This window comes from Iamia sp. SCSIO 61187 (assembly GCF_019443745.1).
In the GTDB taxonomy this organism is placed as follows: Bacteria; Actinomycetota; Acidimicrobiia; order Acidimicrobiales; family Iamiaceae; genus Iamia.
This window is the reverse complement of the sequence record NZ_CP050948.1, coordinates 494,930-507,195: the sequence shown is the minus strand read 5'-3', so window position 1 is coordinate 507,195 and position 12,266 is coordinate 494,930. Positions and strand designations below refer to the sequence as shown.

Here is a 12,266-nt window from a genome sequence, read left to right as displayed (position 1 = left end):
CCAACGTTGTCCGGAAGTCCCCCTCCGTGGCACGGTTCCGGACAAAGTTCAGCTCCCGGTGTAGTGCGGGGGGCGGTCCTCGGCCTGGGCGGCGCGCCGCTCGGCCATGTCGTCGCTCCGGTTGATGAACGTCTGGTAGATCAGCTCGTCGGCCATCGAGGACCGGATCTGGGGCTGGGCCAGGTGGCGGAGGACCTCGCGGGCCATCTTCACGGTGACGGCCGGGGCGCCGGCGATCTGCTCGGCCATCTCCCGGACGGTGGCGTCGAGCTCGGCGGCCGGCACGACCCGGCTCACGATGCCGTGGTGCAGCGCCTCCTCGGCGTCCATCACCCGGCCGGTCAGGACCATGTCGCTCACCACGCCGTGACCGCACATCTCGTAGAGCACGCCGACGCCGCCGGTGTCGGGGATGACCCCGTGGGTCACCTCGGGCAGGCGGAACCGGGCCCCCTCCGCCGCGACCCGGACGTCGCAGAGGAGGGCGCGCTGGAACGAGGCCCCGATCACCCAGCCGTGGCAGGCGACCAGCACCGGGGCGTCGATGTCCCAGAGCTGGAGGATCCCGCGGTGGCCCCGGCGCATGAGCTCGTGGTGGGAGACATCGGCCTGGTGGCCGCCGAGGGCCCGCACGTCGCGGCCCGACGAGAACGACCGGCCCTCGCCCCGCCAGACGATCGCCCGGACGTCGGCCCGCTCTCGCAGCTCGGCCAGGATCTCCCACAGGGTGGCGTCCATGGCGTCGTCGAAGGCGTTGTGGGTGTCGGGGGCGTCGTTGGTGATGGTGGCGACGGCACCGTCGACCTCGAGCCGCACACGCGGGTCCATCTGGGTCCTCTCCGGCAGCGGCCGGTCAGGCCGAGGGGCGGGTGGTGGTCGTGCTCGCCGGCTCCGTGGTGGAGGGCGGCGGGGCCGTCGTCGACGGCGTCGCCGGGCGGTCCCCGGCCCGGGGCTCGGTGGTGGCCGCGCCCTCCTCGTCGGCCTCACCGCCGCCGGCCGGTTCCTCGGGCGCGGTCGTCGACCCGCCCGCGGCCTGCCGCTCGGCGAGGATGTCGATGAGGCGCTCGGCCTCGTCGATGTGCTCCTGGTAGGCGGCCAGGCCCTCCCCGTCGGCGAGGGCCTGCTCGGCCTGGTCGAACTGCTCCTGGATGGCCTCGATCAGCTCGGCGTCGGTGGCGTCGGCGGCGTCGTCCGGCGGGGCCTCGTCCGGGTCGTCCTCGGGCGGGTCGACGGTGCCGCCGTCGGGGTCGTCGAGGGCGTCGTCGATCGAGCTGTCGGGGTCGGGGGGCGCCTCGAGCGTCTCCGGCGCCGTCCCGAAGATCTCGACCAGCGCCTCCTGGAGGGTGTCGGCCACCGCGACCTGGGTCGAGTCCGAGCTGCGCTGGTAGGACACGATCACGGCCTGGATCCGGGGCTGGTCGTTGTTGGCCGTGACGTACATCGACTGCACGTACAGGATCGACTGCTCGATGGGGACGGCGAGCACGTTCCCGAAGGTGGGGTTGCTGTCGCGGAACTGGACGCGCAGCTGCCCCACCCGCTGGTCGTTCTGCATGCTGGCGGCGGCGAGGGCGGGGCCGTTGGGCGTGCGCCCCGACGGGACGGCGTAGCTCACCAGGCGCCCGTCGGGGCCGGCGGTCAGGAACGACGACAGCTGGGCCCGCCCGCGCACGGTGAAGGGGCGCAGCAGGACGAACTCCTCGGCCTCCTCGCCGGGCAGCTGGAGCAGCTGGTAGGTCGGCTCGATGCGGTCCCGCGCCTCCTCGGCGTCGGGGGGCGGGACCGTGGTCGCCGGCGTGGTGGTCGACGACGTCGACGTGGGCTGCGACGCATCGGTGGAGGCGGCGGCGTCGGCGACGGTCCACCGCAGGCCGGGGTTGTTGAGGAAGGCGTCGGGGTCGGTGACGTGGTAGCGGCCCCAGAGGTTGGTCTGCACCCGGAAGAGGTCCTCGGGGTAGCGGAGGTGCTCGATGATCGACGGGTCGGCCTCGTCGAGGGGGGCGAACAGGTCGGGGAAGGCCTGCTGGTAGGCCCGCACCAGCGGGTCGCTGTCGTCGGTCACGTAGAGGGTGACGGTGCCGTCGTAGGCGTCGACGACCGCCTTCACCGAGTTGCGGGCGTAGTTGAACCGGCGGCCCCGCAGCCCGCTGCCCGACGGGAGGTCGTCGTCGACGGACACCCTCTGGGCGTTCGGGTAGCGGTCGGTGGTCGTGTAGGCGTCGATGACGTAGACGATCTGGCCGTCGTCGTCGATCACCGGGTAGGGGTCGGCGTCGAAGGCGAGGAAGGGGGCGAGGGCCTGCACCCGCTCGCGCACGTCGCGGCCCATCAGCACCCGGCTGTCGGCCCGGATCGACCCCGACGTCAGGGGCTCGATCTCCCCGAAGCGCAGGGCGAAGGCGGCCCGCCGCAGGAAGCTGTCGAGGGGGACGCCGTCACGACCGGTGTAACCGGGCCCGGCCGGGTCGGCGGACTCCTCCTCGCCGGGCTCGTCGGGCCCGCCGATGTCGAGCTCGGCCCGGTCGGTGTCGATGATCTTGTAGCCGGAGAGGTCCTCGCCGAAGTACATCTCGGGCCGGGTCACGTCGGGGAAGCCGTCCTGGGACATCGTGGGGATGTCGCGGACGACGAAGTCGGGCTGGCCGATGTCGGTCTTGGCGTTGGCCGGGGCCATCACCACGCCGTAGCCGTAGGTGTAGACGAGGCGGCTCTGCTCCCAGCCGCTGCTGCCGGCCGGGAGGCTGTCGTCGTCGATGTTGCGCGTCGCCACCATGACCTGGCGCACGTCGCCGTCGACGGCGTAGCGGTCGATGTCGACGTCGGGGATGTCGTAGTAGTCCCGCAGCCCCTGCAGGGTGCGGAAGCCGCGCTGGATCTGGTTGGGGTCCCAGAGCCGGATGTTCTGCACCGTCTCGGCGTTGTCCTCCAGCTGCTCGCCGGTGAGGTCGAAGCTCGCCTCGAAGGGCCGCTCCTCGATGCCCTCGAGCCCCATGGCGTCGCGGGTGGCCTCGATGTTGTTCTCGACGTAGGGCCGCTCGAGGGCGGAGAGCTGCCCGTCGACCCGGAACCGCTGGACCAGGGCGGGGACGGCCTCGCCGGCGAGCACCGCCACCAGGGCCCAGATGCCCACGGCCATCGCCGGCAGGACCCAGCCCCGCCGGCGGATGTTGACCAGGAACAGCACGGTGGCGAACAGCGAGATCATCACCAGCAGGTCGATGGCCCGGAGCTGGACGTTGACGTCGGTGTAGGACGCGCCGTTCACCGGCCCGCGGCCCGAGTACACGAGCTCGTAGCGGTCGAGCCAGTACTGGCCGGCCCGGACGAGCGCCAGCGCCGCCAGCAGGACCGACACGTGGGCCTTCACCGACGCCGAGACCCGGTCCTGGGTGGCCTGGAGCCGGATGCCGCCGTTCAGGTAGTGCGCCACGAGGGTCACGACGGTCACCACGACCAGGGCCGAGAACAGCCAGCCCACGGCGAAGCGGAGGAACGGCAGCTGGAACACGTAGAAGCCGATGTCCTTGCCGAAGATGGCATCGTCCTGGCCGAACTCGACGTGGTTCCGCAGCAGGATCCAGCTGTCCCACTGGCTGGCGGTGCCGCCCCCCGCCGCCACCGCCACCAGGGCGGCCGTGGCCCCCCGCACCAGCGAGGCGCGCCGCCCGACCAGCTCGCGGTAGCGCAGGACGAGCTCGTCCTCGCTCGACCCGCCGAAGCGGATCGTGCGCCCGCTCAGGCGCTCGGCGATGAGCAGGTTGGACCACATGAGGGCGAAGAAGGCCAGCGTGAAGGCCAAGACGAGGAGGACTTTGGTGCCCAGCACCCCCCGCCAGACGCTGGTGAGGTCGAGCGACTGGAACCAGAGGTAGTCGGTGTAGACGTGAGCGATCGATCGCAGCGACGTCGCCAGGACGAAGAGGGCGACGAGGAAGACGACCAGGAGGATCCGGCGCCGGCCCGCCGGGAACCGCAGGCGCCGCCCACGGCGGGGCATGTCGGACGGCGGGCGCATACCGGCGGCAGCCTACCGACGGCCCCCCGACCCGAAGGGGTCGGGCGGCCGTCGATGGCGGCCGGCGGTGGGGATCCGGCGGGTCAGGCGGGGGTGGCGACCCGCTCGGCGACCACGAGGCAGCGGCAGCCGGGGTGCGCCGGCGGGTGGGTGTGGCCGGTCGGGAAGGCCTCGCCCGAGGGCACCGCCCCGGCCAGGGCGTCGTCCTCGCAGTCCGGGCAGGCGGGCGCCGAGGGGTCGGGCACCCAGCGGACCAGGGCGCCGGCGGGGCGCACCGCCACCTGGCCCCGGCCGAAGGCGGCCAGCACGACGTGGCGGGTGGCCTCGACCAGCCACTCCGTCTTCCACTCGCGGTAGGTCGCCCGCAGCCGGTCGGAGACGTCGTCGGCATCCTCGACGCCCTCGAAGCAGCGCTCGACCCGGGGCCGGATCACGGCCCCCAGGCTCCGGGCCAGCTCGTCGGCCAGCGGGGCGACCGACGTCGACGGCGGGAGCGACGCCCCCTCGAAGGCGGCGCCCTCCTCGGCGGCGGCGGCCAGGTCGTCGGCCACGGCGGCGGCGTAGGCGGCCACCTGGGCCTCCGACGGGAGGATGGCGTCGAGGTCGGCCCGGCCCTTCTCCCGGCGGACGCCGTCGAGCACGGTGCCCTGCTCGTCGGCCAGCACCCGCTTGAGCCGGCGGGCGACCCGGCCCTCGATGGGCTCGACGGCGCCGTCCCTCCGCTCGAGCAGCGAGAGGAGGGCCTCGTCCTCGGTCTCGTCGGACCCGGCCTCGACCGCCGGCTCGTCGGCGGGCTCGTCGGCCGCGACCGGCTCGTCGGCGGCCGGCTCCGGGGTGACCGCTGGGTCGGCGGCCGGGGTCTCGGCAGGGGGCTCGTCGGGGCGCGACGCCCGGAGCTTGGCGAACAGCTCGTCGACGCCCTCGGCCGGCTCCTCGGGCCGCCACTCGGCCGGTCCCTCCTCGGCTCCGGCGTCGGCGTCGGCCGCGACCGGCGCGGCGGCGACGCCCTCGTCGTCGTCGGTCTCGGGCTGGCCCCACAGCTCCTCCCCCGACGGGGCCGGGGCGGTGGCCTCGGGCTCGGGCACCAGCTCGGGCTCGCTCGGCGGCTCGGGCTCGGGGACGGTGACGACCTCGGGCTCGGGGGCCGCCGGGGCGTCGGGCTGGGGCTCGGGCCCGGCGTCGTGGGCGACGGGCTCCTCGGCCGGCTCCTCGGGGCCGGCCTCGTCCACGGCGGTGGCGGGCTCCACGATGGGCTCGGGGGTGACGGGCCCGGGCTCGTCGGGCGCGACGGCGGCCACGGCCTGGGCCCCCTCGGCCGCCGCCTCCTCGGCGGTCAGGTCGATGACCGGCAGCGGCCCGCTCGGCTCGCCGTCGGACGCCTCGTCGCCCTCGCCCTCGCCGGGGGCGGCCGGGGCCACCAGCGGCAGGTCGGCGGCGCGGGCGGCGGCGATCTGGGCCTCGAGCTGCTCGACGGTGGCCTCGGGCTGGGCGTCGGCCCGCATCCGGGCCGCCTCGGCCGCGGTGCGGGCGTCGGGCAGCGCCCGTCGGAGCCCGGCGGTGGCCTCGTCGATGGTGCGCTGGACGCCGTCGTAGGACTCGAGCAGGCGGTCTCGGGCCGCCTGGAGCTGCTCGAGCTGGACCCGGGCCGCCTTCCGGCGGCGGGCCAGGTCGGCCAGCATCCGCTCCCGGACCCGCTGGGCCTCGGCCACCATCTCCCGCCCCTCGGCCTGGGCCGCATCGCGGTCGTCGGCCGCCGCGGCCCGGATGGCGGCGGCGTCGTCGCGGGCCACCTGGCGGAGACCCTCGGCCTCGGTCTCGGCGGCGGCGATGATGGCGGCGGCGGCCTCCTCGGCCGCCGCGGTGCGCACCCCCAGGACCTCCTCGGCCTCCCCGCGGACCCGCTGGGCCTCGGCCTGGGCGTCCTCCCGGATGGCGGCGGCCGCGGCCTCGGCGTCGGCCCGGGCCGCGTCGCCCGCCTCGCGGCTGGCGCGGGCGTCGTCCTCGGCGGCGGCGCGCAGCCGGGCCGCCTCGGCCTCGGTCTCGGCCTCGGCCCGACGTCGGGCCTCGTCGGCGGCCGAGCGGATGGCCTGGGCCTCGTCACGGAGGCGGGCGGACTCGGTCTCGGCCTCGCGCCGGGTCTGGCCGGCCGACTCGGCGGCCTCCTTGAGCATCCGGGCCACGCTCTCCTCGGCCCGCTCGCGGATCTCGGCCGCCGCCTTGTGGGCCGAGGTCAGGACCCGCGCCGTCTCCTCGCCGAGGGCGGCGGTGAGCTGGTCCTCGTCGACCATGGGCCGCTCCTCGGCCGCGGCGCGGAGGGTGGCGATCTCGGTGCGGGCCGCGTCACGCTCCGCGGTGAGGCGGCCGACGATCTCGGCCAGCTGGCCGAGGTACGCCTGGACCTCGTCCGGGTCGAAGCCCTTGCGGCGGACGGCGAAGGCGCGGCTGCTGATGCCGGCGGCGCTGTGGTCGGAGGAGGTGGCCATCGGACCCGATGCTACGACCGGCGTCCCCGCCGATCGGGGCAATCGCCGCCCTCCCTGCGCCGGTCGGGGCCGACGCCGTCTGACCTGCTCCCGGGGTCGTCGCCGGGTGCCTCAGCCGCCGCCCAGGCCGGGCCCGAGGGCGCCGACGGTGTCGCCCAGGCCCTCGACGATGTCGCCCCCCGTCCCGGGGACGGTCGTCCCGATGCCCCCCACCGCGTCGCCCAGGCCGCCGACGGCGTCGCCCAGGCCGCCCACGACGTCGTCGATCGCGGTGCCCGCCCCGGGGACGATCGCGTCGACCCCGTCGGTGACCCCGCCGACCACGCCACCCACCTCGCCGCTGATGCCACCGACGACGCCGGGGACGTCCGGCGTGGGCAGGCTCGGTGTGGGCGACGACGGAGGAGGCGGTGCGGTCCCCCCCGACGAGGGCGGGGGCGGTGTGCCCCCGGCGCCCGGATCGGGGATCGGGCCGGTGCCGCCGTCGCCGGGTGCCGGGGCACCGCCGTCGGTGGGCACCTCGGCCGGCGCGTCGCCGCCGCCCGGTGGTTCGGGGGTCGTGGTCGCGGGCGGGCCGTCGGATCCGTCGCCCGCGTCGCCGTCGTCGACGGTCGGGGCCTGGAGGTCGACGGTGTCGAGGGCGTCGCGCAGCGCGGCCAGGACCGGGGCCGAGCGGGCCCCCTGGTCCAGGGCGGCGAGGCCCCATGGCGCCCCGTCGGCGTGGAAGGACTCGGCCCGGTCCCACGCGTCGGTGAACGAGCGGTCCTCGACGGCGCCGGCGATGGCCGCCAGCACCAGGGCGTCGCCGCCGTCGTCGGCGTCGGCGATGCGCTCGGAGACGGTCCTGTCGCGAGGGACCCCGGGCATGGCGCGACGCAGGGCGGCCGGGTCGAGGAACTCCTCCCGCCCCTCCGGTCCCAGCGATGCCAGCAGCGGGGCGACCTGGGCGTCGATGACGAGGGCGTCGCCGAGGTACCGGCGGTCCCACGGGTCATCGGCCTCGTAGCGCAACGGCAGCCCCTGGGGGCCCAGGGCGCCGGGGGCGGCGATCTCGGCCCGCCGGTAGCGGGGCACGTCCACCCGACGGCCGGCGGACTCGACCGCGACCTCTCCCCGGTAGGTGTCCACGCCCAGGCCGATGCGACGGTCGAGGCGGGCGGCCCCGTCGGTCGCGCCGCGGGGGGCGACGGTGACGGTGGCGGGGCCGGCGCGCAGCTCGAGCGGGGCGGGGGCGTCGACGAGCAGGCGCCCGGCGACCAGCCGGGGGGTGACGGCCATCTCGACGGTCGTGCCGTCGAGGCCGCCGGCGCCGCCGGCCCGTCCTTCGAGGCGGACCTCGTCGGCCATCTCGAACACGGCCGTCCCGTCGGTGATCTCGATCCGGTCGCCGGGTCCGACGTCGACGCGCTCGTCCCGGACGGTCGTGGTCTCGCCGTCGGCCTCGGTGAGCACGGCCTCGCCGTCGACCAGGACGCGGGCCTCGCCCGGTCCCGGCCCTCCGCGGCCGACCGACGGCACGAGGGCGGCCGCGCCCAGCAGGGCCACACCGGCGGGGACGAACCACAGGCGACGCAGGCGGCCGCGCCCGGCGGGCGGGGGCAGAGAGGTGTCGCCCGCAGCCGGGGCGGGACGGGTCAGGTCGAGGGCGGCGTCACGGCGCGTGAGGTCGACGACGGGCGCGACGTCGGTCACGACGGCTCCCTCTCGTGCGCGGTGACCACGGGCACAAGGATAGAGACGATCGTCCCGGCGGGGGAAGTGGCGATCTCGAGCCGCCCGCCGTGGGCCCGGGCGACGCGGTCGGTGAGGGCCAGGCCCAGGCCCAGGCCGTCGCGGGACCGGGTGGCGGCGGCCTCGCCCTGCTGGAAGACCCCGACGAGGCCGTCGAGGGCGGCGGCGGCCGGGCCGCCGCCATCGGCGACGACCAGGGCGACCGCCGAGGCGTCGTCGACCAGCTCGGCCCGCAGCACAACCGGCTCCCCGCCGGTCGAGAACCGGGCGGCGTTGTCGACCAGCTCGCCCAGGGCCAGGCGCACCTGGGCCTCGTCGGCCCGGATCGGCGGGAGGCCGTCGGGGACGTCCACCACCACCTCGCGCTCGTCACCCAGGCGGGCCCGCCAGTCCCGGGCCACGGCGTCGACCAGGACGGCCACGTCGACCTCCTCGTGGGCCGGGCCCGCGGTCCCGGCGCCGGCGGTGACGGCGGCGAAGGTCACGAGGCGGTCGACCATCTGCTCCAGCCGGTCGACGCCGGCGGTGATGCCGTCGGCCCACGACCGGGCCTGGTCGGCGCTCGGGGGGCGGCGCCGGAGCAGGCCGGCGTAGCCCTTGATCGGCGTCAGCGGCGTGCGCAGCTCGTGCCCGATGGTGGCGAGGAAGTCCTGCTTGGCCGCCTCCAGGGCCTGCTCCCGCCGGATGTCGCGCAGCACCACCACGACGCCCGACCGGGCCCCACCGGCGCCGCCGCCGAGCGAGGCCACCGTGCCCAGCACCGGCACGGGCTCGGCCCCGTCGTCGCCCGGGCGCAGGTGCCCGGCCACCACCCGCGGAGCCCCCTCCGGCGGCGCGAGGGACAGCGGCGCGCCGTCCCCCCCGACCAGGTCCACCACCTGCTCCAGCGGGCGACCGACGGCGTCGTCGGCGTCGGCGAGGCCGAGCAGCTCGGCGGCGGCGCGGTTGAGGTCGGTGACGCGGTGCTCGGCGTCGGCCGCGACCACCGCCTCGGTCACCCCGGAGAACACCGACTCCAGCCGGGCCCGCAGCCGCCCCTCCTCGGTGGCCGCCTCCCGGAGGTCGTCGGTGAGGTGGTGCAGCGACACCGCCATGGCGTCGAAGGTCGAGGACAGCTCGCCCAGCTCGTCCTCGCGCTCGACCGCGGCCCGGGCGGTGAGGTCCCCCTCGCGGATCCGGGAGGCGGCGGCGGTGAGGGCCCGGATGCCGCCGCCGATGCGCTCGCCGAGGAGGACCGACAAGGCGATGCCCACCAGGCCGGCCAGCATGGCGACGAGGAAGAGGGAGCGGTAGAGGTCCTCGCGGGTCCGCCCGACCCGCTCCGACGGGGCGGAGAGGACGAGGGCCAGCTGGGGCGGGGCGTCGGCGGCGGCGACCACCCGGGCGACGACGGCCCGGCCGTCGTCGAAGTCCCCGTCGCCGACCCCGACGTCGATGGCGGCACGGGCCCGGCGCACCACGGCGGCGGCGGGCGGACCGCCGCTCCCCGATGTGGCCGCCACCTCCTCGCGCGTGACGATGGCCAGCCCCAGCGGCTCGGAGTCGGAGGCGATGCGGCCCTGCAGGAAGGCATCGTCCAGGGGGCGGGCGACGACCACGGCCCCGGGCCCGGTGTCGCCGTCGGTCGCCCGGGTCGGGACGGCGGCGAGGGCGTAGGCCTCGGCCCCGACCGCGGAGACCCCCTGGCGCGGCCCCTCGACCTCGAGCGCCTCCAGCACGACGGGGTCGCCGGCCAGGGAGAGGGCCGTGGCCGACGCCAGGTCTGCGGGCTCGACGACGACCGGCACCCCGTCGGGGGCCACCACCACGATCGGCGCCTCGATGGCCAGTCCCTCGGCCAGCTCGCCCACCGCGGCCGCGACGCGGCCCCGTGCCGCGTCGCGAGCGGCCGCCGGGGACTCGGGGTCGCCCAGCAGGGCCAGGTCCGCCCCTCGGCCGCCGGTCAGGCCGGCGGCCACGAGAGTCGCCTCCTGGAGCGACAGCTCGGCCTCGGCCAGGGCGGCCGCGGCCTCGGCCTCGGCCCGATCGCCGTAGCGGCGCAGGGCCTCGTCCTCGACGGTGCGGCTGATGACGGCCGACACCGAGAACGACACCAGCAGCACGACGGCGAGGAGGACCCCGGCGACGCTCGTCCCGATCCGCCCCGGGATGGTGTGGCGACCCGCGACGACCAGGGCCGCCCCGATCACGACGCCGGCCACGAGCACGAGCGGCTCGGCACCCACCCCGTCGCCCAGGACGTCGATCCCGCGGGCCTCGACCACGGCCGCGACCGCCAGGGCGACGAGCCCGCCGAGCAGGGTCGGCCGTCCGACCCGGCTCCCGGCCCAGCGGAGGGCGCCCAGGGCCACGATGCTGCTGCCGGCGCACCGCACGGCGGCCAGGGCCACGGGGGCCTCGGTGCGGTCGATGGTGAGCGACCCCACCCCGAAGGCCACCGCGGCCAGGACCAGGAAGCCGGCGACGAGCAGCATCCGAGCCGCCCGGTCGAGGCCGAGGAGCCCGGCTCGGATCGACAGCCCCGCCCCGGCGACGGCGACGACGAACAGGGTCAGCTCGGCGGCGAGCTGGACCAACGTCGCCGTGGTGCTCACCGCGTCCTCCGGCCCGAGACGGGCGCGGAGAGGGCCGGGTCGCGCCGGACATCTCCTCGGCAGAGCCTCGGAGGAGAGGGCACTGCGCTTCTGGGTCGCCCCGCCTGACGGCTCGGCTCCTCGTCGGTCCCCATGGGGGCCGCATGGTGGCACCGTCGGCGCCTCGGCGCTGACCCGACGTCGTCGGGCGACTACCCGCCGGTGTCGGCCAGGTCGAGGGCGTTGCCACCCAGGGCGTCCAGGGCGGCGAGGGCGTCGTCGAGGTCGTCGACGCCCACGACCTCCACGTCGGCGTCGGCGAAGCGCTCGGCCAGCTCGGCCTCGGCCGAGGGGACCAGCAGGAGCTCGGCCCCCTCCTGGCTGGCGGCGACCGCCTTCTGGCCCACGCCACCCACCTCACCGACGCGACCGCTGGGGTCGATCGTGCCGGTGACGGCGATGTCCCGACCCCCGGTGATCGACCCCGGCGTCAGCACGTCGAGGATCCCCAGCGTCAGCGCCAGCCCGGCCGAGGGCCCGCCCACGTCCTCGGTGTCGATGCGGACGGGGAAGGGCAGGTCGTAGGCCAGGTCCCGGGTGAACACCTGCACCACCCCGAGGAGGGTGCGGTCCGGGTCGTCGGGGTCGGCCACCAGCTCGACGTCCTCGGTGCGCTCGTCGGCCCCCTCACCGCGCTCGAAGGTGACGGCGACGGCCTCGCCCGGCTCCCGGCCCTCGAGCTCGGCGCGCAGCTCGGCGTCGGTGGGGGTGGGCACGCCGTCGACGGCCGTGATGACGTCGAAGGGCTCGAGCACCTCGGCCGCCGGGGTGTCGGCGATGACGTCGCTGATGACGGTGCCGGTCCCCTCGACGGGCACCTCGTAGCCCAGGTGCTCCAGGGCGACCTTGGCCGCCACCTCCTGCGACAGCGCCATCTCCTGCACGGAGGCCTCGCGGTTCTCCTCGCCGCTCTGGCCGCCCAGGATCGCGTCGCGGGGGTAGACGTCCTGGTCGCCCTTGACCCACCCCCACAGGGCCTCGGCGTAGCCCATCCTCCGGGACGCACCCCGCAGGGACACGGTGAGGAAGAGCACGGTGCCGTCGGTCTGGTAGGTCTCGGTGCCGGGGGTGCTGATGGCGGGCTCGGTGGGGATGGCCGAACCCGGGGCGTAGACGACGTAGGGCGCCCGGACCAGGCCTCCGGCGCCGACGGCCGTGACGGTCAGGACCAGCAGGACGCCGAGGACGGCCCAGATCGGGTGCCAGCGCAGCCGGATCGGCGGGAGCGGGGTCGGGGCGGCCGGTTCCACGGGAGCAGCAGCCTGCCACGCGCCCGAGGGCCCGCCGACGTCGGCCCGGTGCGCGCCTGCCGCCCCCCGGGGTCACGCCGCGGGCCCCCGGCTGTGCCTCGCCGGCCGGAGCGCCCCCGTCTGCCGCTCGAGGGCCTCGGCGTGGTCGACTGGC

6 protein-coding genes are annotated in these 12,266 nt (G+C 76.6%); all 6 read right to left on the bottom strand.

Annotated elements, in window-relative coordinates; all coding sequences use genetic code 11:
- Positions 1-48 precede the first annotated feature (48 nt).
- The 6 genes from HC251_RS02355 to HC251_RS02330 all read right to left on the bottom strand — a co-directional run bounded on the left by HC251_RS02355 (position 49) and on the right by HC251_RS02330 (position 12,112).
- A complete protein-coding gene (locus HC251_RS02355; RefSeq protein ID WP_219943719.1) occupies positions 49-828 on the bottom strand; it encodes an enoyl-CoA hydratase/isomerase family protein in 780 nt (259 codons plus the stop codon).
- Positions 829-853: 25 nt separating this feature from the next.
- Complete coding sequence (locus tag HC251_RS02350; RefSeq protein ID WP_219943718.1) at positions 854-4,015, bottom strand: UPF0182 family protein; 3,162 nt, start codon at positions 4,013-4,015, stop codon at positions 854-856.
- Between the two features lie 83 nt (positions 4,016-4,098).
- Complete coding sequence (locus HC251_RS25915) at positions 4,099-6,498, bottom strand: DivIVA domain-containing protein (protein WP_219943717.1); 2,400 nt, start codon at positions 6,496-6,498, stop codon at positions 4,099-4,101.
- A gap of 111 nt (positions 6,499-6,609) precedes the next feature.
- Positions 6,610-8,190, bottom strand: a complete 1,581-nt coding sequence (locus tag HC251_RS02340) for a hypothetical protein (RefSeq protein ID WP_219943716.1) — start codon at positions 8,188-8,190, stop codon at positions 6,610-6,612.
- The gene (locus HC251_RS02335; protein ID WP_219943715.1) at positions 8,187-10,823 is read right to left on the bottom strand and encodes a PAS domain-containing sensor histidine kinase; all 2,637 of its coding nucleotides are present in this window, start codon (positions 10,821-10,823) and stop codon (positions 8,187-8,189) included. The genes HC251_RS02340 and HC251_RS02335 overlap by 4 nt, the downstream gene beginning before the upstream one ends.
- A gap of 191 nt (positions 10,824-11,014) precedes the next feature.
- Entirely contained in the window at positions 11,015-12,112 is a 1,098-nt protein-coding gene (locus tag HC251_RS02330; protein WP_219943714.1) for a PDZ domain-containing protein, read from the bottom strand.
- Positions 12,113-12,266 lie beyond the last annotated feature (154 nt).

Bases quoted from the DNA above. Each gene is read 5' to 3' on its own strand.
- HC251_RS25915 (WP_219943717.1), bottom strand. From the start codon at position 6,498: ATGGCCACCTCCTCCGACCACAGCGCCGCCGGCATCAGCAGCCGCGCC.
- HC251_RS02355 (WP_219943719.1), bottom strand. From the start codon at position 828: ATGGACCCGCGTGTGCGGCTCGAGGTCGACGGTGCCGTCGCCACCATC.
- HC251_RS02350 (WP_219943718.1), bottom strand. From the start codon at position 4,015: ATGCGCCCGCCGTCCGACATGCCCCGCCGTGGGCGGCGCCTGCGGTTC.